Source organism: Acinetobacter lactucae, assembly GCF_001605885.1.
GTDB classification, from domain to species: Bacteria; Pseudomonadota; Gammaproteobacteria; order Pseudomonadales; family Moraxellaceae; genus Acinetobacter; species Acinetobacter lactucae.
The window spans coordinates 166659-186572 of the sequence record NZ_LRPE01000012.1 but is presented as its reverse complement, the minus strand read 5'-3'; the positions used below and the strand labels follow the sequence as shown (position 1 = coordinate 186572).

At 40.9% G+C, this 19914-nt stretch carries 19 protein-coding genes and 2 pseudogenes; 6 read left to right on the top strand and 15 right to left on the bottom strand.

Features of this window, described 5'->3' with window-relative positions:
- Positions 1-247 precede the first annotated feature (247 nt).
- The 5 genes and pseudogenes from benE to benA all read right to left on the bottom strand — a co-directional run bounded on the left by benE (position 248) and on the right by benA (position 5271).
- On the bottom strand, positions 248-1441 hold the full coding sequence (benE, locus tag AWW73_RS07210; RefSeq protein ID WP_062849239.1) for a benzoate/H(+) symporter BenE: 1194 nt from the start codon (positions 1439-1441) through the stop codon (positions 248-250).
- A 58-nt stretch (positions 1442-1499) separates the two neighbouring features.
- Positions 1500-2285 (bottom strand): 1,6-dihydroxycyclohexa-2,4-diene-1-carboxylate dehydrogenase, encoded by a 786-nt coding sequence (locus AWW73_RS07205; protein WP_062849238.1) that lies wholly within the window; start codon positions 2283-2285, stop codon positions 1500-1502.
- Positions 2286-2303: 18 nt separating this feature from the next.
- On the bottom strand, positions 2304-3320 hold the full coding sequence (gene benC / locus AWW73_RS07200) for a benzoate 1,2-dioxygenase electron transfer component BenC (RefSeq protein WP_062849237.1): 1017 nt from the start codon (positions 3318-3320) through the stop codon (positions 2304-2306).
- A gap of 52 nt (positions 3321-3372) precedes the next feature.
- Positions 3373-3892 (bottom strand): annotated as a pseudogene (benB, locus tag AWW73_RS07195) (benzoate 1,2-dioxygenase small subunit).
- Complete coding sequence (benA, locus tag AWW73_RS07190; RefSeq protein ID WP_062849235.1) at positions 3889-5271, bottom strand: benzoate 1,2-dioxygenase large subunit; 1383 nt, start codon at positions 5269-5271, stop codon at positions 3889-3891. Before benA ends, benB begins: the two are co-directional and overlap by 4 nt.
- 105 nt (positions 5272-5376) lie before the next feature.
- On the opposite strand from benA, the pseudogene AWW73_RS18485 reads away from it, so the two are divergent.
- Positions 5377-5506 (top strand): annotated as a pseudogene (locus tag AWW73_RS18485) (hypothetical protein).
- Between the two features lie 44 nt (positions 5507-5550).
- Complete coding sequence (locus AWW73_RS07185) at positions 5551-6510, top strand: LysR family transcriptional regulator (protein WP_031947819.1); 960 nt, start codon at positions 5551-5553, stop codon at positions 6508-6510.
- Positions 6511-6558: 48 nt separating this feature from the next.
- Here AWW73_RS07185 and AWW73_RS07180 read toward each other — a convergent pair whose 3' ends face one another.
- The 7 genes from AWW73_RS07180 to AWW73_RS07150 form a co-directional block, all read right to left on the bottom strand.
- Entirely contained in the window at positions 6559-7440 is an 882-nt protein-coding gene (locus tag AWW73_RS07180; protein WP_062849234.1) for a SphA family protein, read from the bottom strand.
- A 179-nt stretch (positions 7441-7619) separates the two neighbouring features.
- Positions 7620-8681 (bottom strand): NADH:ubiquinone reductase (Na(+)-transporting) subunit F, encoded by a 1062-nt coding sequence (locus AWW73_RS07175; protein ID WP_062849233.1) that lies wholly within the window; start codon positions 8679-8681, stop codon positions 7620-7622.
- A 14-nt stretch (positions 8682-8695) separates the two neighbouring features.
- Positions 8696-9058: a phenol hydroxylase subunit P4 gene (locus tag AWW73_RS07170; RefSeq protein ID WP_062849232.1), complete on the bottom strand. Its 363-nt coding sequence runs from the start codon at positions 9056-9058 to the stop codon at positions 8696-8698.
- 59 nt (positions 9059-9117) lie between these two features.
- The gene (locus AWW73_RS07165; protein WP_062849231.1) at positions 9118-10644 is read right to left on the bottom strand and encodes an aromatic/alkene/methane monooxygenase hydroxylase/oxygenase subunit alpha; all 1527 of its coding nucleotides are present in this window, start codon (positions 10642-10644) and stop codon (positions 9118-9120) included.
- Positions 10645-10689: 45 nt separating this feature from the next.
- Positions 10690-10956 carry an MmoB/DmpM family protein gene (locus AWW73_RS07160; protein ID WP_061875776.1) on the bottom strand — a complete coding sequence of 89 codons (267 nt, stop codon included), beginning with the start codon at positions 10954-10956 and terminating at the stop codon, positions 10690-10692.
- A gap of 11 nt (positions 10957-10967) precedes the next feature.
- Positions 10968-11969: an aromatic/alkene monooxygenase hydroxylase subunit beta gene (locus tag AWW73_RS07155; RefSeq protein WP_061875775.1), complete on the bottom strand. Its 1002-nt coding sequence runs from the start codon at positions 11967-11969 to the stop codon at positions 10968-10970.
- A 20-nt stretch (positions 11970-11989) separates the two neighbouring features.
- Positions 11990-12277: a phenol hydroxylase subunit gene (locus AWW73_RS07150; RefSeq protein WP_061875774.1), complete on the bottom strand. Its 288-nt coding sequence runs from the start codon at positions 12275-12277 to the stop codon at positions 11990-11992.
- A gap of 369 nt (positions 12278-12646) precedes the next feature.
- Between AWW73_RS07150 and mobR the strand changes: the two genes are divergently transcribed.
- On the top strand, positions 12647-14317 hold the full coding sequence (mobR, locus tag AWW73_RS07145) for a phenol degradation transcriptional regulator MobR (RefSeq protein ID WP_062849230.1): 1671 nt from the start codon (positions 12647-12649) through the stop codon (positions 14315-14317).
- Between the two features lie 57 nt (positions 14318-14374).
- On the opposite strand, the gene AWW73_RS07140 is transcribed toward mobR, so the two are convergent.
- Positions 14375-14575, bottom strand: a complete 201-nt coding sequence (locus tag AWW73_RS07140) for a heavy-metal-associated domain-containing protein (protein WP_081409527.1) — start codon at positions 14573-14575, stop codon at positions 14375-14377.
- Positions 14576-14742: 167 nt separating this feature from the next.
- On the opposite strand from AWW73_RS07140, the gene AWW73_RS07135 reads away from it, so the two are divergent.
- From AWW73_RS07135 to AWW73_RS07125, 3 genes are all read left to right on the top strand, one after another.
- Positions 14743-17214: a heavy metal translocating P-type ATPase gene (locus AWW73_RS07135; RefSeq protein ID WP_062849228.1), complete on the top strand. Its 2472-nt coding sequence runs from the start codon at positions 14743-14745 to the stop codon at positions 17212-17214.
- Positions 17215-17289: 75 nt separating this feature from the next.
- The gene (gene cueR / locus AWW73_RS07130; protein ID WP_031947821.1) at positions 17290-17691 is read left to right on the top strand and encodes a Cu(I)-responsive transcriptional regulator; all 402 of its coding nucleotides are present in this window, start codon (positions 17290-17292) and stop codon (positions 17689-17691) included.
- A gap of 27 nt (positions 17692-17718) precedes the next feature.
- Complete coding sequence (locus AWW73_RS07125) at positions 17719-18126, top strand: GFA family protein (protein ID WP_062849227.1); 408 nt, start codon at positions 17719-17721, stop codon at positions 18124-18126.
- Between the two features lie 599 nt (positions 18127-18725).
- Here AWW73_RS07125 and AWW73_RS07120 read toward each other — a convergent pair.
- Together AWW73_RS07120 and AWW73_RS07115 are read right to left on the bottom strand one after the other, a co-directional pair.
- On the bottom strand, positions 18726-19082 hold the full coding sequence (locus tag AWW73_RS07120; protein ID WP_016144726.1) for a four-helix bundle copper-binding protein: 357 nt from the start codon (positions 19080-19082) through the stop codon (positions 18726-18728).
- Between the two features lie 457 nt (positions 19083-19539).
- A complete protein-coding gene (locus AWW73_RS07115) occupies positions 19540-19869 on the bottom strand; it encodes a hypothetical protein (RefSeq protein WP_016144727.1) in 330 nt (109 codons plus the stop codon).
- Positions 19870-19914: the final 45 nt, after the last annotated feature.

Below are 19914 nucleotides of genomic sequence, written 5' to 3'. Positions count from 1 at the left end.
TGTTTTTTTATAGATTTTATTGGTGAGAATCACAGCTAAAAATATAGCTAAATTTATATGTTGAATTGAAATGAAAATATAAACACAAAATACTAAAGTCTATTATTTAATTATTTTAGAGATTCATCTTAAAAATTAAATTTAATCTATATTCAATAAAAAATCACCAAGTCAGAATTAGCAAATTATTTGCCTCCTGATTTGGCGATTGAGGCTTTATTTTAGTGGTGGGCGCTTAGATAAAAAATTAATTTGTGGCTGGAGTTGAGCGTGGTGTGAGAATGAAATGAGCGATTACACCAATACAAATACCCCAAAAAACTGAGCTTAATCCAAGAAAATGCATGCCTGATGCCGTGGCTAAAAAAGTAATAAGCGCAGCATCACGTTGACTGTCATTTTTCATGGCAACAGAAATATTGGTGGCAATGGCACCTAACAAAGCTAAACCAGCCAGTGCTGCAACCAACTCTTTAGGAAGTAAGCTAAAGAGCATGACAATACTGCCAGCAAATAAGCCTCCTAATATATAAAAAATTCCATTGGCGATTCCTGCGATATAGCGTTTTTCTTTAAGTTCATGTGCATCTTTACCCATACATAAAGCAGCGGTAATTGAGGCCAGCACAATGGTAATTCCGCCGACACAGGCAACAGCTAAAGAGGCAATACTGGTAACAGTAATAATCGGTTTGGCTGGGGTGTCGTAACCACTGAGTTTCATAATTGCCATGCCCGGTAAAAATTGACCGGTTAGACTGACTAAAATGAGAGGAACAGCGAGGTTGAGTGTTGAGTTCCATGTCCATTCTGGGCTAATCCACTGCGGGATCGCTAAACTAAAGCTCACATCAACCGGATTCATTTTGCCTAACATGAGGCTTAATAAAACACCGGCAGCCAACACCCAAATCATGGTGTAGCGTGGCATTAAACGCTTGGCAATTAAAAAGACAATGAGCATGCTAAAGACAATAAAGGGCATGCTATCAGATGCGGTAAAAAGACCAATACCAAATTGAAAAAGAATACCAGCCATCATGCCGGCAGCGACATCTTGCGGAATCCACTTGAGTAATTTGTCGAAGTAACCTGTAACGCCAATTAAAAAAATAACGATGGCAGAAGTAATATAGGCAGCTACTGCTTCATTCAGTGAGACGTTTGGAAACAGGGTAACTAACAGGGCCGTACCGGGTGCAGACCACGCGGTTATGACAGGCGTTTTATATTCAATTGAAAGATAAATACCTGAAACGGCGGCACCAATTGAAATTCCCCAAATCCATGACACCATCATATCGGTGGACACATGGGCACGCTGAGCTGCTTGGAAAAAAATAATCAGTGGGCCTGAGTAAGAAATTAAAACTGCAAGAAAGCCAGCAACTGTTGCTGATATAGACCAGTCATTTTTTAATATCTTTAACAGGGTTGTCATTCTTTGATTGCCTCCATGCAAATCATTTTATTTACCCAATCATGTAAAAAGATCAGGGTTAACCCTGATCTCCACCTCCGACCGAAATAACCGATCCAGTCATATACGATGCTTCATCTGATGCAAGAAATAAAATTGCATTCACTTGTTCTTGAATTGTGCCATAACGGCCCATAAATGTTCGATCTATGGTTTGATCAACCACTTGCTGCATCCAGTCTTTTTCATTTTGACTTAACGGATTGGCGTTACGTGGCACTTTACGAGGTGGTGCTTCTGTTCCTCCCGTTGCAACGGCATTGACTCGGATCCCGTCTTTGGCATGTTCAAAAGCAAGCGATGCTGTTAGGGCATTTACACCGCCCTTAGATGCAGAATAGGGAATACGATTAATACCACGGGTTGCAATTGAAGATACATTTACAATAACCCCCGATTGTTGCTTAATCATGGCAGGCAACACAGCGCGGCAGCACCATAACGTTGGAAACAACGAGCGATTTACTTCTTTAATGATCTCTTCTTCGGAAAACTCTTCAAAAGGTTTCATCCAGATCGCGCCACCCACATTATTAATGAGGATATCTACCCGACCATAGTGTTCAATGGCTTTTGCAACTACCGCTTGTGCACCTGCATAGGTTTCAAGGTCAACATTAATCGTGACAGCATCGCCACTTGTACTCTGAATCTCTTTGAGAACGTCTTCAACATATTCAGAGCGGTCAGCCATGATGACTTGGCCGCCTTCAGCTGCGACTTGTAGTGCCACGCCACGACCAATACCTTGGGCACTACCAGTGACAATCACAACTTTATCGGTAAATCTTTGACGGTTTGACATAGATAAGTTCTCCACCTGTTAATTCGCAGAGAATTTTTCAAACAAGAAATTAGCAGGTTTGATATTTTCAGTTTCTAACCAGCCACGTACAGCTTCTACCATTGGTACTGGACCACATAGATAAACATCGACATCGCCACCGTTTAACCATTCATTTTCAATATGACCAGTGACATAGCCTTTGCGTTCATGGTTACTCTCAGGGCTTGCAACTACAGTTCGATATTCAAACCATGGGAATTTAGCCTGTAACTCATCAAGCTTTTCTAAAGCAACCAAATCAAAGTCATTAGTGACGCCAAAAACTAAACGAACAGGCTGTTCTGAACCTTTTTCTTCGAGTACTTGTAGCATCGACATAAATGGGGCAATACCAGTACCACCTGCCAGCATAAGCACTGGACGTGCTACATTACGTAAATAGAAGCTACCGAATGGACCGATAAACGTCATTTTGTCGCCAGCTTTAGCATTCTTGCTTAAAAATTCACTCATCTTGCCATTTGGTACGTTACGTACTACAAAGCCAGTTAAGCGGTTGCCTGGTTTTGAGCTAAATGAATATGAACGTGTTTCGCCAGTTTCTGGAATTGCAACATTCACATACTGGCCTGCAAGGAAGTGAATGTCTGGTTGGCCTTCATCAAGTTGAATATCAAATGTGATGGTTGAATCTGATAAGTTTTCGACGCGGGCTAAAGTACCTTGGAAGCTATGAATTTCTGTTTTGCAAACATCTGACGACGCTTGAATCTGGAATACGGCATCTGAAGTTGGGCGACATTGGCAAGCAAGAATATAGCCTTGCTCTGCTTCTTCAGGGGTTAACGCATCTTCAATATAGGTTTCTTCTGGCATGTCATAACTACCGGACTCGCAAAAAGCGCGGCAAGTTCCACATGCACCATCACGGCAATCCAAAGGAATATTAATTTTTTGGCGATAGGCTGCGTCAGATAGGGTTTCGCCCTGAGCTACGTTAATGAAACGTGTAACACCATCTTCAAATTGAAGTGCAACATTGTGGTTTGACATGGCATGTATCCTACAAAATATTTGAAACTTTTACCCTCAGCCAACCATCCGTTTAGCTGAGGGGGTATGTCTTAAAGGTGATAGATATCAATTACTTGGTTAATGTAGTCATTTTTCAAAACAACATACTTGCTCAAGATTTTTGGTTGATCACCTGAAAAATCGATCACATAACGTGACATACCGAAATAGCTGTAATTTGTCTTGTAACGGAAACTCAAAGTATTCCAGTTAAAGCGAACAGTGATTTTGTCGCCATCACGCTCTACGACTTCAACGTTGGCAATATTGTGGCTTGTGCGTGTGTCCGGCATGGTTGCAGATGAGCGCTCGGTTTTAATACGGAACACGCGATCTTCTAAACCTTGACGGTCTGGGTAATAAATAAGTGAAATTTCAGATTGCGGATCTTCAGTTAATTTGTCGTCATCATCCCAAGCTGGCATCCAGAAAGATGCTTCCGGTGCATAGCATTCAATCCAGTCATCCCATTGTTCATCATCTAAAAAGCGAGCTTCACGATAGAGAAACTGAGCAATATTTTCTAAAGTTGCTTTGTCTTGAGCACTCATGCTGTTTCTCCCTGATCAGCAATTTCTTTCTCTGATGCAATCGCGTGTTTCATGGTTTGCAACCAATATTGATGTTGGGCAAGATAAAGACCCTCATCTTCAGTTTTAATCCCACTTAACATTGGTTTTAAACCAATTTCGTTTGCTGCATCGTCTGGTCCATAAATCCAGTGTTTTGAACCACGGCACATGTCATTCCATTCAAGTGCAATACCTGCGTAGCCTGCCTGACAAGCACGGAATTCTTCTAAATCGTCTGGTGTTGCCATTCCTGAAGCATTAAAGAAATCTTCATATTGACGGATACGACGTGCACGAGCTTCAGGCGCTTCACCTTTAGGCGCGATACAGTAAATAGTGACTTCGGTCCTATTGACCGAAAGTGGGCGAAGTACACGAATTTGCGAACCAAACTGATCCATCAAATAAACGTTTGGATAGAGACACAAGTTACGTGAACGCTCAATCATCCATTTCGACATCGCTTCACCGTATTTTTCGGTGTACTCGTCTGCTTTCGGGAAGTTTGGACGGTCTTCTGGGTTTGCCCATTGTGTCCAAAGCAACATGTGACCATTTTCAAAGCCATATGAGCCACCGCCTTGTTTACCCCAAGAACCTGCACTCATCGCACGGATATTATCGGCAGCTTGAGTTTCTTTACGGTGCTGGGTTGTTGCTGCATAGTTCCAGTGAACAGCAGAAACGTGATAACCATCGGCACCATTTTCAGCGGTGAGTTTCCAGTTGCCTTCGTAGGTATAGGTAGATGAACCACGTAACACTTCTAAACCATGTTCAGATTGGTCAACAATCATGTCGATGATTTTGGTGGTTTCACCCAAGAACTCTTCTAGTGAAGGAACATCGGGATTTAAGCTACCAAATAAGAAGCCTTTGTAGCTCTCAAAACGAGCCACTTTTTTAAGGTCGTGTGAGCCTTCTTTGTTAAAACAGTCAGAGTAACCAGCTTCACTTGGATCTTTAACCTTGAGTAATTTACCCGAGTTATTAAAAGTCCAACCGTGAAAAGGACAGGTATAAGTCGCTTTATTACCACGTTTGTAACGGCAAAGTTGTGCTCCGCGGTGTGAACACGCATTAATCATGGCATTAAGTTCGCCGTTACGGTTGCGGGCAATAATGACCGGCTGACGACCAATGTGAGTGGTGTAGTAGTCATTATTGTTCGGAATTTGGCTTTCGTGTGCTAAGTAAACCCAATTACCTTCGAAGATGTATTTCATTTCGAGGTCGAATAGGGCTTCGTCAGTAAACACTGAGCGATGAAGTTTAAATTCACCTGTATCGATGTTATCGACAAGTAATTCATCAATACGGTCAAGATGGCTAGTATTGATTACAGGAATACGTGGCATGTCCGTTCTCCGACTTTCCAAAAGTGTGGAAGTCACCAAGGCCTTAGCTACTCTCTTAAGGTCTTGATATCCTAATATTGTCAATGAAGCGCCTGAGTGCGCTGGGTGTTTAACCGGGAATTGATGAAGATGAATCACTGAAAGGTTGGCAAGAAGGCTTTTTCACAAAGCAATTCAACACTTCATCGGTTTGTTGCTTGTATATACCTTAAAAGAATGGTTAAACTGTGTCTAAGACTGAATTTGCATTTTTTTATATCTTAAAGGTATGGAAGCCTGATGGAACTAAGACATTTACGGTATTTTGTGGCTGTTGTTGAAGAACAGAGCTTTACGAAGGCGGCCGAAAAACTATTTATTGCTCAACCACCTTTGAGTCGACAGATTCAAAATCTGGAAAGCGAGCTTGGAATTCAACTGTTTGAGCGAGGGAGCCGTCCTTTACAGACAACCCCAGCTGGACATTTCTTTTATCAGCACGCTGTTAAACTTTTGTCGAATGCTGAAGAAATAAAAAGTATGACCAAACGTATTGGTCTGATCGAAAGAAGTATGACCATTGGTTTTGTCGGGTCTTTACTCTACGGTTTACTGCCACGAATTATTTATTTATTTCGTCAACAGCAACCTCATCTGAATATTCAACTGATGGAGTTAAGTACAACTGAACAGTTACAGGCATTAAAAGAAGGACGTATTGATGTTGGATTTGGACGTTTAAGAATTAGTGACCCTGCTGTTAGACGTATTCTGCTACGTAAAGAACGTTTGGTGGTTGCTGCACATACAAGCCATCCCATAGCTCAGCGTACAGAAGGGGTATATCTAGCTGACTTGATTGATGAAAAGATGTTTATGTATCCCACATCGCCTAAACCCAACTTTTCCACCCAGCTTTTGAACATCTTTGCCGAGCATAGTTTGGTTCCGAAAAACTTGCATGAAATACGGGAAATTCAATTGGCTTTGGGTCTAGTCGCAGCGGGAGAAGGGATTTGTATTATTCCAGCAAGTGCCGACACCATCCGTTTTCCTCATTTAAACTACATTCCGATTTTAGACAACGGCGCAGTCAGCCCAATTTTCATTACGGCACGTGCAATGGATCGAAGTGAAGACTTACAGCTTTTGTTTGATTGTATTTATCAGGTTTACGATTTAGAAGGGATACCTTATCAACGTACTGTCTTTACACTCGATCAGAACCCGATCGATGATTCAAACGGTATTGATTTTTAAATAAAGCAGGGCATAGCCTCAGTGGTTGAAGCTATGCGTTGGTGTGTTTTAGAAAGCCCAAATCAGTTTTAGCCAGCTGGTGTGGCCTTCGGGGCGATATTCGACTTCGGTTTCTTTTAGAAATTTGGCTTCAATAGACCAGTTTTTATCAGCATATTGAATGCCTGGACCAATTGCAAAAGCCTGTCCTTTAAACCCAATATCACTTCCGTTTACTTTGTCATCTGTGGTTTGTTTAAAGGCATAGCCTTCAACTGCAACTTTGAGTTTTGGATTAATGCGAAAACCCAAGCTATAGTCACCCGCAATGTATTGTCCAGACTGGTAGTCGGTTGCGTCGTTGCGGGTATTCCAGCTATAAGACAGTTTAGTAGAAAGATCTAAACCTGCCGCGTTGGCATAACTATAGGCAATAATCGGTCGAATGGTGTGATAGTTTTTCCCGAGATTGGCTTCAACTGGATGTGTTGCACTTGGAGTATAGTAGTCACCAGTCCCGAGCACGGTTTCCAAGGCCGCAATCCAGTGATGATTTCCTTGATGCCAGCCAAGCATACCACCCAAAATTAGGTCTCCAAGTCCTTGATTTGAGTCAGCCATTCCATTCACTTTGAGCCTTAGATCCACCAATGGCTGAGCTGCATAAAACCCGAGCTGTCCATCCATAATTTTTTGATCGGTCATCCAGACCAACCGCGGAACCACGGCGTTGACATCAACATGGAACTGATCGGGACCATTTTGAAACCCTGATGCGTGATAATTTTGATAATAACTGAGTAAGTAGATGCCAGCAGGTGGTAGAGCACCCGCCATCATACCTTCAGCACCTAATGCAAAAGAGTCAGAGCCATTTTCTGTTGCAAATGCAGACGGAAAGTAAAGGGCGCTGATTACACCACATATGATTGAAGAAATTTTGTTATTCATAGAATGTCCTATTCTGTGTTGTTTCGCTTGTCACTAAAAAACGTTATTCCTTAACGGTTTTTAAAATTTGAGTCTGATTAAGCTAAAAATTTGGGATACAGAACTCCTATGAGCTTTACTTTTGTAAATCACAAATACAAAGCTCATGTAGATAAAGCAGTTTGTTTGAAGGTTTGTCTTTAGATGTGCTTAAACAAAGCCGAACGCGATTGTCCAGCAGCGCCATCGGCTGCACTTAAGAAACGTTCAGTATGAATATCTCGTTCGAATAGACGACTTTGCATGAGTGTTGAAATTGCAGAGTCAATCATGATCGGTGGGCCGCACAGATACGCTTTGTGTCCACCACATCGATTTTCAAAGTAATCGGCAACAGCCTCGTGCACAAATCCGGTAAATCCAGTCCATTGATCTTCTGCTTTTGGGGTATTAAGAGCAGGTATATAACGGAAGTTCGAATAGTCTTTTACAAGTTGTTCAAACAATTCTCGGTTATATAGTTCTGCCAAGTCTCGAGCTCCCTGAAAGAGGTAAATCGTGCGACTATCTCCAGACTCAAGTAAATCTAAAATCATCGATTGTGGACTTGAAAGACCTGAGCCACCAGCAATGAAGATGGCATTTTGATCATCTGATTTTCGTACAAAAAATTGACCGTAAGGGCCTGAAATATCAAGTTGATCACCTGTGGCAAGTTGTTCATGTACATATGTCGTCGCTGCACCACCTTCAACTTTACGAATATGCAGCTCAACAATGCCGACTTCACTTGGCGAATTGGCAATTGAAAATGCACGAGTTCCTTCAATGTTTGGGAACTGGACATTAATATATTGACCCGCTTGAAACTCGATTGGACGATCTAGCTGTAGCCGAACACCTTTAATAGTTGGCGACAGGTCTTTTATTTCAATAACGGTCGCTTGATAGTCTTGAACCAAATGACCTAAGAAATCTGGGTCTTCATCGACATCGGCTTCAATAACCATGTCGGATTGTGGTTTGCAGCAGCAGGCAAGCACCTTGTTTTCATCGCGTTCAATATCCATGAGCGCAAATGGCGAAGCTTCACCCACATCATAAAAACCGTCGGTGACTTGAACCTTGCATGTACCGCAAGTGCCATGACCACAGGCAAACGGTAACCAAACGCCTTGACGTAAAGCGGCATCTAAAATGGTCTGGTCATCTTCTACTTCAATGGTTGTTCCGATCGGTTCAATAGTGACTTGATAACTCATGACACACCTCCGAATTAAACGTAGCTGTCGTTATAGCCATTTAACTCTGGCGTAACGAAACGAAGTAATGACTTATGCCCAAAACCAAACTCTGCCAAGCTTTGTGTACTTTCTGGGCTAATTGTTTGACCATCTAAGGTGTATTGCACTTTTGACCAATTAATTTTGGCAAAATCTGGATGTTGAGCAAAACCACCTGTAATTTGTTGCTCAATCAACTGTCCAAAAGTTTGTTGAGGTGAGGCAAGCACGGCATGTGCCGAACAAAAAAGTGTGTGATGATCCCAACCCACGTAAAGTACGAATTGATCGCCATAGTTTTTTTGCAAATCAAGTGGTTCAAATTGATAGTTGTTGTGTATCGCGCGAATAGTCATGTTCAATCTCCTTATTTCCGATCAGGCAGCTTGATGACTGCCTGAACAATTCCTTGTGCTTAAGCTGCGTTGCCTTTCCATTTTTTCCAGCGCTGTTGGTCTGGTGAACCTTCAATATCTAGATTGTCGGCGCCCACATTCATACGGTAATAATCACGGAGCATAGTTTCGAAGTCACCGCCACCACAGTTGCCTTGCAAAATTTGATTTACAGGTAACCATGCTTGTATATATTTCTCAGGCTCGCGCTCGAAAATGTCATGACAGCCATCTGAGCAGGTGTGATAGCGTTCGCCTTGGTAAATGCTATGGCGATAACTAAACTGAGTCGGATCATCGCCCATTTCGGTAAAGGTCATTGGAATCTGACAAACTTGACAAAGCTGTGGCAAACCTGCGCTGTAGAAGCGTTTCCCTTCAGCTTCCATTTTGCGAGCCAATTCCCATTTTGGACGGTAGTATTTATCGAAAGTGTCTGGATATTTAGCAGATAACCAATCCATTTCTTCGTCGGTTGGAATCCATGTATGGAAACCAGCAGCATGACCAAAGTTATAGAAAATCCACCATGCCTGATGTGAGACATGCTCTTTTTCTTTCACAATGACGTCGCTATATTTCGGCATACGAATGCCATAACGACTTAAGTCTTTAAATAGGGCGCCGCCTGCCTGTTCAAAATAAACTTCCCATGCTTCTTTCCAGGACATCACTTTGTTTGGCAGCATGTAATCCATCATCATGCCCACAATTGAAAGCAAACGAGTTCCGCGCCAGAACCATTTATCAATCCATTCCTGCACAATCGGAACATTGTCTTCATGCTGTTCGAGCAAGAATTTTACGATTTCAAGACCAAGTGTCATGTGGCGCGCTTCATCTGACTGCGCACTAAAACCAAAGGTTACGGTTGCCATATCGCCGTTATAAGCGGCTCCCGACATGAATGGAACAAACAGCAAATTGGTAAGTACATATTCAAAAGCAAAACTAATCGCTAATAAAAATTCGAAAGGGCCAGCAGAACGGGCATCTTCAAAAAATGATTTAGGCACAGACAAATACCAAACGCGGTCATGCATATGCGCCCAGTCCTGAAAACCATCAAAGAACTTGTTGTAATGGCTCATGGCATGAATTTGAGTCTGTACATGACGCAGCTCATCAATCGACTGCATCTGAGAAGCAATACGTGCACCAATACCACTAAACTGGCGACCTACATTGGCATAGCCTTGATAAGCCTGATATTCAAGTGGGGTTACCGCTGTTAAAAAGAGTTTGATCGCATTTAAATAACGTTCATTGCTGACATTCATCTGACCATTGTTTTGAGCAAATGCATCAAAAATGGCATAAAGTTTTTTCTCTTTTTCTGCCTGATATTTCCAGTAAGCATCCATAGTTAAACGGAATGGATCTTCCCATTTCGACCAGTCGGTAATTTTGATGCCTTCAAAATCTTCATAAGGGAAGGCTTCTTTACGGTCAGCATAAGAAAAGTCCCAGTCCAGATCACGGGTTAATGCGCGGTAACGATCTTTAGCATTTAATTTTTTGCTGATTTCTTTGGTTTGAGTTGTCATGATTGATCATCCTTAAATCTTTGTTAAACAACGTCTATGTTGTGATTAATTCCAGTGAAGGCGGAAAGTATCATCATCTTCTTCGACGTTGCCGCCCAGCGTAATCATGTTGAGTTGTAACGATTGGATGTCCCAATCTTGGCCTAGTTTTTCAGATACGGTTTCGGCTTTAATCACCAAATCAGTTTCACTTTCAATTCGGATCATGGCGGGTAAATACTGAATTGAAGCTTCAGGGTTATCTTCTTCAATCGCCTCAATGATGTAGCGTGAATTATCGTTGTCTTGTAACGCGAGATAGACTTTAGACATGTTGCTTCTCCTTAAGCATTTGCCAGTTCTGGTTGTAGGCCGAGTTTTTTTGCACGTTCAATAACGGCTTGTTCTGCTTGATCGACTGCATCTGCTGTTAAAGCTGCTGTTGCCCACGGCGTAAAGGCTGCTTTTACTTGAGTTAAAGACTGAGTGAACCATTCATTTAATAGCTGTTTGTTGTGATCGGATTCTGCTGCTGCAGTTTTAATGACAGTATCTGACCACTTACGTAAATCACCTAAAGTGTCTTTCATAAATTCTGTCAGCATGGCTAAGTCGCGAGCATTTTGACTCACTAACCACTGATCAAACTGTTGATAAACAAGCTCTGTCACAAAGCCGTCAATAACAAGATTTTGTAATAAGAAAAGTTTGAAGTAGTCTTGCTCGGTGAGACTTTCTTCACACAGACGGCGTAAGCCTTGCCATGCAGGATGTTGCATCCAAGCCTGTTTTGCCTGTTGTAATGAATCGCCGCTGTTACCATCTAAAGCTAAACCAATCCTTGAGATGTACTGCGCTATGCCTAAATGATCCATCGCGGCATAAATACAGGCTTGGGTAAGCACCGTGCCATATCCATAGGCACTGCCAGACATCATGTGTAAGTTTGCAGTTTGTTCAACGTGGCGAAATGGCAATAGGCATTCAATGACCTTGGCTTTGACTTCATCAGACAAATGTTCTGCAAGCTGACGTTTTTCAAAAAAAGCAAAATTACTTTCTGCAGTGTCTTGTAAACGTGCACGGTGCTGAACATAAGTTCCATAATAGAATTGACGTGGATCTTTAAATGCATACCAATCATGCATTTGCAGGGCAGTATGGGTTTTGTCATTTAAGGTCTTTTCAGGTTTCCACAAAGGACGATAGTGAAAGTTAGTTTCTGCTTGTACATCGAAACTTACTTCTTGATATCGAGTTGCTGGCTTACTACCAAATCGTCTTTCGATATAGGCATAGTTCTGGCGGATAGGTTCGACATTTGACGTTTTGATTTCTAAAGTCATGGCTTTATCTCCTTATATTTTTACATTTGATCATCGTGATCGTTGCTATTACGTTGCGTGCCGACTAAGGGTGCTTCAGTGCCATAGCGCCATTTTTCTTCCTGAGCATCATTAAAAGCTTGCTGCTCTTGGGTCATTTCAACCACTTGATTGGTCTTACAAAAATCATTAAATGCATGTTTAGGCAAAACCAGTTCCATAAATAGACTTGGGTCATGAATGGCAAAATCGAATTCGATAAACTCTGCGTTTAAGTCGCCAGTGACCCGAATATATTTGGTTAATGCTTCGACTTGAGGTTGCGTCATGCTGTACTCCATCAAGACATGGTCTTGAAATTGATGAATGCTCCTTGCTTTCACTATTAGCTTTACAAAAGCTATGCCAACTTTATTTTTATTATTAAAAACAAATGATTAAGGTTTTTATGGAAAGTAAGGCATTTTAAAAATTCACCATTTCATGAATTTTTTTGAATGGTGAAATAGAGATATTCATGATTTGATGAAGAGGACCGTAGAAATTTCTTTTTAGATTGTTTGAGGCTTTAAATGGAGAGATTTAGACATACTTTTTTAGTATGAAGTTATGTCTTTAATGTACTAGGACATTTATCTGGTTCTTCGATAAGATGAGATGAAACCTAAATGTGTTTAATGGATTAAAACAGATCACTCATGGCTCGAGTAAAATACGATACAACGGGACGATACGCAGATCATCCGCAAGAAATTCACGATTTGCTTTCTAAGCTGCATTTTGATACTGCCCACGGCCAAATCTGGTTTGATGAATATCGGATGCTGCTTTTACACACCAGCATTATGGGATATTTGCGTAAAGATTTAGCACACATGATTGGGCTTGAGCGGACTAAGCGTTTCTTTATTCGATTAGGGTATCAAGCAGGGTTAAAAGATGCAGAAGTTACAACAAAAATGCGTCCCGATTTAAATGAACACGATGCTTTTATGGCGGGTCCACAAATGCATGCGATTCGTGGAATGGTGCAAGTACAGGCTAACCAGCTCAATTTAAGCCACGATAAAAAACAGTTTTATGCCGATTTAAACTGGCTTAACTCTTTTGAAGCTGATGTGCATTTAGAGCATTTTGGTCCGAGTGATGAACCTTCATGTTGGATGTTACTTGGCTATGCTTGCGGATATAGCAGTTTTGCGACGGGCATGACGATTATTTATCAAGAAATAGAGTGTAAGGCCTGTGGCGATGAGCATTGCCGTATTATCGGTAAGCCTTTAGAAGAGTGGGAAAATGCAGATGAGTTGATTCAGTTCATGTCTCCTGAACCCATGGAAAAAGAACTTATTGCGTTGCAGGCTGAACTGTATGAATTAAAAAAATCAATTTATAGCGACAGTGAAGCCGATTACCAATTATTTAGTTCTGTGGGTAAGTCAGCATCTTATAAACAGGTCTGTGCATTATTAACCAAAGCAGCAGGTTCAAAGGTTTCTATTTTGCTACAAGGCGAAACAGGCGTTGGTAAAGAAGCTTTTGCACGAGGTGTCCATGAAAATAGCCAAAGAAAAGACCAACCTTTTATTGCGGTAAACTGTGCAGCGATTCCACCAGAGTTAATTGAGTCCGAATTATTCGGGGTAGAAAAGGGCGCCTATACAGGAGCACATCAGTCTCGCTTGGGTAAGTTTGAACGAGCTAATGGCGGTACGATTTTTTTAGACGAAGTCATTGAGCTTTCACCTCGTGCACAAGCAGCACTATTACGCATTTTGCAGGAAGGTGAATTTGAGCGAGTAGGAGATTCACAGACACGTATTTTAGATGTCCGTGTAATTACAGCAACCAATGAAGATCTTGAGCAAGCGGTGAAAACAGGCCGCTTTCGGGCAGATTTGTATTATCGCTTAAATATTTTTCCAGTGCAGATTCCGCCTTTGCGGGAGCGGCGTGAAGACATTCCTTTACTGGTCGAACACTTTCTTCATCGCTTTGAAAAAATGTACGGTAAAACCATTCAGGGTGTAAGTGAAAAGACCAAAGTTTTTATGCAGCAATATGAATGGCCAGGCAATATTCGTGAGTTGGAAAACTTATTAGAAAGGGCGGTTTTATTAACGGACGATCAGCAGCTGATTAAGTTAAATGCCATTTTTCCACAGATCAAGCATGACCCAGAGCAGGCTGTAGCTGTTGAAACTGACTTTGAGCAATTATTAAAGGCAGAGTTTAATTTAGAAGAACATGAGAAGCAGTTAATTTTAACGGCTTTAAAAAAGGCAAATCATAATGTGTCTGAAGCGGCACGTTTATTGGGGCTAACTCGGGCAGCACTGGATTATCGAATTAAAAAATTTCAGCTTTGAGTCAATATCAACACGCTCAAAAATAAAGGCCTAACTTTAAACGTTAGGCCTTATTCATTATTGCACTTTCGCTGGGAAACCATCTTCATCCAGCGCTTCGGTAATTTTATCGACGCTTTCACTGCTTTCAACAGTCACGATTTTTGTCGCTAAGTCTACATCTACTTTTGCATTTGGATCGACATCTTGAATCGTCGCAGTCACACCACGAGCGCAGCCGCCACAAGTCATATTTTCAATAAGTAATTTCATATTCATACTCCATCAAGAACGAGATATTTGTTTGGATAACACTGAGTCTAAACCTTGTCATGATTGTAAAGTCAAGACCAATTTTTTAAAAAAAATATGCTTGACCTTCCCATGATGGGAATCTGTATGCTCGATACAGAATATTAAATTTTGCAGATTTGCAGAGGTGTTTAATGGACTCAAAAAACACAAAATTGCCAGCATATAGTGAAACACTCTCAATTGAGGGAATGACATGTGCCTCTTGTGTAGGTCGTGTCGAAAAAGCACTTAAGAAAGTTGAAAATGTAGAAATTGCCAACGTTAATTTGGCAACAGAAAAAGCAGTTGTTTATTCAAATCAACCTATTCAGCGCGAAGCACTGGTTAAAGCAGTTGAACGAGCAGGTTATGATGTGCCAAAAGCTGCACCAGTAGAGTTGTCTATTGAGGGCATGACTTGTGCCTCTTGTGTTGCCCGTGTTGAAAAAGCGCTTAAAAAAGTAGATGGCGTTCAAGAGGCAACCGTCAACTTAGCAACAGAACAAGCTTGGGTACAGGCAGATACTTCAGTCAATGTCGAAGACTTAATTCGCGCCGTTAAAAAAGCAGGTTATGACGCGAAAGCATCTGAAAAAAATCAAGATGAGCAACTCGATAAAAAAGCGTCAGAGTTAGATCAGCTTAAAAAAGATTTGATCATTTCGATTGTATTGGCTTTACCTGTGTTTATTTTGGAAATGGGTTCACATCTCATTCCAGCTTTTCACATGTGGGTCATGCACACGATTGGTCAATATAACAGTTGGCTTTTACAGTTTGTTTTGACCACATTAGTACTCGTTTTTCCTGGTCGCCGTTTTTACCAAAAAGGGATTCCAGCCTTATGGCGTTTGGCGCCAGATATGAACTCGCTGGTCGCTGTTGGAACTTTAGCTGCCTACAGTTTCTCAGTCGTGGCAACCTTTATGCCGCAGGTATTACCACAAGGCACGGTCAATGTTTACTTTGAAGCGGCTGCTGTCATTGTCAGTTTAATTTTACTTGGACGATATTTTGAAGCCAAAGCCAAAGGACGCACTTCACAAGCTATTCAGCATTTAGTTGGAATGCAGCCTAAAATAGCCCGCATTCAGCGTGATGGACAAATAGTGGAAGTTGCAGTTGCCGAAGTAGTGAGTGGAACTATTGTAGAAATTCGTCCGGGTGAGCGTGTGCCAGTCGATGGTGAAGTGGTTGACGGACACAGCTACATTGATGAATCTATGATTACGGGTGAGCCTGTTCCTGTTGAAAAAATAGTAGGGCATCAGGTGGTCGGTGGTACAGTCAACCAGAACGGTACTCTAAACATTCGGGCAACCGCAGTGGGTAGCTCATCTGTGCTTTCACAAATTATTCGCATGGTTGAACAAGCTCAAGGTTCTAAACTTCCGATTCAGGGTTTAGTCGATAAAGTCACCATGTGGTTTGTACCGGCTGTCATGTTAATTGCTGCAATTACTTTCTTGGTTTGGTTTATTTTTGGGCCAGAACCTGCGTTGACTTTTGGTTTAGTGAATGCTGTTGCGGTACTGATTATTGCTTGTCCTTGTGCGATGGGGCTTGCAACACCAACTTCTATTATGGTCGGTACTGGTCGTGGTGCCGAGTTAGGGGTTCTGTTCCGTAAAGGGGAAGCTTTGCAGCTTTTACAAGAAGCGCAGGTGGTTGCAGTTGATAAAACGGGCACACTCACCGAAGGCAAACCGACACTGACTGACTTTAATGTGCAATCTGGCTTTGAACGTAAACAAGTGCTAACTTTAGTTGCCTCGGTTGAAGCCAAGTCTGAACACCCGATTGCACTTGCGATTGTTCAAGCAGCAGAAAGCGAAGACCTAAACTTATTACCCGTAACAGCATTTAACTCGATTACAGGTTCAGGTATTGAAGCGGAAGTTTCAGGTCAAAAAGTACAAATTGGCGCAGACCGTTATATGCACCAACTTGGTTTAGACACTAATTCATTCCAAACGATTGCTGCTCAATTAGGTGAAGAAGGCAAAACACCGCTATACGTTGCTATTGATCAGAAACTTGCTGCAATTATTGCTGTTGCAGACCCTATTAAAGAAACCACCTATGCTGCGATTGAGGCCTTGCATCAGCTTGGGTTAAAGGTTGCAATGATTACAGGAGACAACCGTCATACGGCGCAAGCAATTGCCAAAAAGCTGAACATTGATGAAGTTGTGGCAGAGGTTTTACCCGAAGGCAAAGTGGACACAGTTCGCCAACTGCAAAAACAATATGGGCGTTTGGCCTTTGTAGGTGATGGCATTAACGATGCACCAGCCTTGGCGCAAGCAGATGTCGGTTTAGCCATTGGTACAGGAACAGATGTTGCGATTGAAGCTGCCGATGTTGTGTTGATGTCAGGCAGTTTAAAAGGTGTACCAAATGCAATTGCATTAAGTAAAGCAACTATGCGAAACATTCGCCAAAATTTGTTCTGGGCATTTGTATATAACGTTGCTCTGATTCCCATTGCAGCAGGAGCACTATATCCAGCATTTGGTGTATTACTTTCACCTATGTTTGCAGCAGGTGCGATGGCACTTTCTTCGGTTTTTGTTTTAGGCAATGCATTACGCTTAAAACGTTTTCATGCGCCAGTACAGTAAGGGTGCTGAAAATCAACTTTTGGTTTAAGATCATGACAGCAGCTCTTAAACCAAATTTAATATTTGAGGTGTGAGATGAATATCGGTCAGGCATCCAAACATTCGGGCATTTCGGCGAAAATGATTCGCTACTATGAAGAAATCGGTTTACTTGAGGCAGCTCAACGTTCTGCTTCTGGTTATCGCATTTATTCAGAAACAGACCTTAAGACTTTGAACTTTCTCAAACATGCCAGAGAGTTAGGTTTTTCATCAGAACAGATGAAAGAACTTATTTCACTTTGGAAAAATACCGATCGGCATAGTGCAGAGGTGAAAGCCTTAACTGTTAAACACATTGCCGAATTAAAGCAAAAAATTGCTCATCTCCAAGAGATGGTTAATATCTTACAGGCCTCTGCCGATGATTGCTGTGGTGACCAGCATGCTTCTTGTGCCATTTTAGATCATATTGAAAAAGGGGTGGGCGTAAACTAAATCCCATAAAAATAAAAAGGTAAAATCATGACTTATACAGCTACTTGTCTTTGTAATGGCATTCAACTCAACATTAATGCTGAATTAACTCCCATCATGGTTTGTCATTGTAAGCAATGCCAAAAAGCACAAGGGGCTGCTTTTGCTGCCATCACTCAAGTACAAAAAAGTGATTTAAATATTGTTCAAGGTGAAAATCTTTTACAAGCTTACTTTGCTTCTCCAAACAAAAAGAGAATGTTCTGTAAAACTTGTGGTTCACCAGTCTGGAGTGAACGTTTAGATAAACCTGAGGTAGTGCGTTTAAGGGTAGGGCTGATTAATGAAGAAATACCGACATCAGTGATTTCTCATGCTTTTGTGTCTTCAAAAGTGAAGTGGTATCCAATTTGCGATAATGCTCGCCAATATCCAAATGGAGTAGAAGACCTTTAAATATTAAGGTCTGATCATATTTTATTCATTTGTAAAAAAACGTGAACAGCACTAGCCATGAATAAATAATGTGCTATAAATATACCTAAGGTAATCGTAATATCTCCTCGATCCACAGGGAAACTTGGGACAGGGCAAAAGATACGATAAGACCTTACATATAGCTAGCAAAGAGCAAACAAGAGTTGGATAGACACAACGCTTATATTGCTCACCGTTGCAGAAAAGCCCGTGAAACGGGCTTTTTTAATGCCTGTAGAAAACCTATTTTTTATGTGGAAATATCTTATATTTTTAAACTATTTATGAAAAAGTAATGTAAAAATAATAAAATATTTCAAATATACAGACTTTTCTGTATTGCAATTTTTTTTTATTAAGGGTACATTTGGTTAACGGTTTAAAGTTCAAGTTTAATAATGAACTCATGGTCGTTGTGGGAGATCTAAGAGCCTGCATTCTTCCCCAAGATGCGGGTTTTTTTTATATCTATAAAAAAGTAATTCTTAAATAATAAAGATATAATTTATTGTTATTTAAAATATTTTAATAAGCCTACGATCTAAAGATTGCGTAGGCTTTAAATATGTAAAAATTATTTAGGCACGATAGGCTAGACAAGCCTGAGCACAAGCTAAACATGCTTTTGCACAAACCTGACAGTGTTCATGATCATGTTTGCCGCATTCTGCTGCACAGAGTTGGCATGCATTTGCACAAAGTTGCATTGCTGGTTCTGCTAACTCAGAGTTTCTTAGTTCTAAAGAAGTACAAAGCTGGCAGGTTTCTACACATGTCATGCAATGCTTAATACATTCACGCATCATACTTACATGTTCTTCTTGCAAACATGCAGCTGCACAAGTTTTGCAAGCAATCATACATTCAATGCAGGCTTGAATTGAGGTGGAGGTATCACAAAATAAAGAGGAGTTTGTTTCTTGTTGAATTTCCATAAGAATTCTCCTGTCGAAGACTATTATTAAAAAACAGAATATTTTTATCTTTTTTATTTTATAAAATCATTTCTTTAATAGGGGCATTTGAAATGAAAGGTCTACAAACACTCAATAGGGGTTAACCTCGTATAAGAATGTTACATCTACTCTGTTTAGATCGGATCGAGATGAGGAATATATAAAATTAGGTTCAAAATTTGATGCGATATAATACTTTTGGCTAATTTCTTATTGTTTGAAAATTGTGCAAATTATCAGTGTGAACTTTAAGGGCACACGAAATGGAAAACGTTAATCAATACGCTCACGGAGCTGAGCATGAAGTCCACATACATTGCAAACGATCATTAAGCACTTTAATACTGAGTATGCTCGTATTAATTACAACTGGTCGTTAAAAGAAAAAGCACCTTCGGGTGCTTTTTCTATATGAGTTTCAAGCTAAGAAGTAGATTTAGGAGTTTATAAAGCCACGGCGTTTTTTGTAGGCTTTACGGTCATAAGAAGGGATGTTTGATTGCTGGAGATCAATCGCAAGTTGCTTCTTGCGTTGAAACTGAACTTCGCTTAGAAGAGCAGCATAAATTTTGGGACGATCAGTTTTAAACTTTTCTACATCCAACGGAATCGTATCTTCATTTTTGACAATGTACAGCACAGAGCCATTGCCATTCATTTCATAAACCGTCCAACCCACTCGTACCATGTAGAGTCCGGTTTTTTGATTCTTGCCTAAATAAGATTTAAAACCATCTGGATGAGGGCGAACATAAGCATTCATCATGCTTCCTCCATCATCTGATTTATGTGATGAAAGCGGCGATCAATG

Coding starts and splice junctions, on each gene's coding strand:
- AWW73_RS07140 (WP_081409527.1), bottom strand. CDS start 14,575: ATGAATATGAAATTACTTATTGAAAATATGACTTGTGGCGGCTGCGCT.
- AWW73_RS07150 (WP_061875774.1), bottom strand. CDS start 12,277: ATGACGCAACCTCAAGTCGAAGCATTAACCAAATATATTCGGGTCACT.
- AWW73_RS07155 (WP_061875775.1), bottom strand. CDS start 11,969: ATGACTTTAGAAATCAAAACGTCAAATGTCGAACCTATCCGCCAGAAC.
- mobR (WP_062849230.1), top strand. CDS start 12,647: ATGGCTCGAGTAAAATACGATACAACGGGACGATACGCAGATCATCCG.
- AWW73_RS07120 (WP_016144726.1), bottom strand. CDS start 19,082: ATGGAAATTCAACAAGAAACAAACTCCTCTTTATTTTGTGATACCTCC.
- AWW73_RS07115 (WP_016144727.1), bottom strand. CDS start 19,869: ATGATGAATGCTTATGTTCGCCCTCATCCAGATGGTTTTAAATCTTAT.
- AWW73_RS07135 (WP_062849228.1), top strand. CDS start 14,743: ATGGACTCAAAAAACACAAAATTGCCAGCATATAGTGAAACACTCTCA.
- AWW73_RS07180 (WP_062849234.1), bottom strand. CDS start 7,440: ATGAATAACAAAATTTCTTCAATCATATGTGGTGTAATCAGCGCCCTT.
- AWW73_RS07165 (WP_062849231.1), bottom strand. CDS start 10,644: ATGACAACTCAAACCAAAGAAATCAGCAAAAAATTAAATGCTAAAGAT.
- cueR (WP_031947821.1), top strand. CDS start 17,290: ATGAATATCGGTCAGGCATCCAAACATTCGGGCATTTCGGCGAAAATG.
- AWW73_RS07185 (WP_031947819.1), top strand. CDS start 5,551: ATGGAACTAAGACATTTACGGTATTTTGTGGCTGTTGTTGAAGAACAG.
- AWW73_RS07125 (WP_062849227.1), top strand. CDS start 17,719: ATGACTTATACAGCTACTTGTCTTTGTAATGGCATTCAACTCAACATT.
- AWW73_RS07205 (WP_062849238.1), bottom strand. CDS start 2,285: ATGTCAAACCGTCAAAGATTTACCGATAAAGTTGTGATTGTCACTGGT.
- benC (WP_062849237.1), bottom strand. CDS start 3,320: ATGTCAAACCACAATGTTGCACTTCAATTTGAAGATGGTGTTACACGT.
- AWW73_RS07170 (WP_062849232.1), bottom strand. CDS start 9,058: ATGACTATTCGCGCGATACACAACAACTATCAATTTGAACCACTTGAT.
- benE (WP_062849239.1), bottom strand. CDS start 1,441: ATGACAACCCTGTTAAAGATATTAAAAAATGACTGGTCTATATCAGCA.
- benA (WP_062849235.1), bottom strand. CDS start 5,271: ATGCCACGTATTCCTGTAATCAATACTAGCCATCTTGACCGTATTGAT.
- AWW73_RS07160 (WP_061875776.1), bottom strand. CDS start 10,956: ATGTCTAAAGTCTATCTCGCGTTACAAGACAACGATAATTCACGCTAC.
- AWW73_RS07175 (WP_062849233.1), bottom strand. CDS start 8,681: ATGAGTTATCAAGTCACTATTGAACCGATCGGAACAACCATTGAAGTA.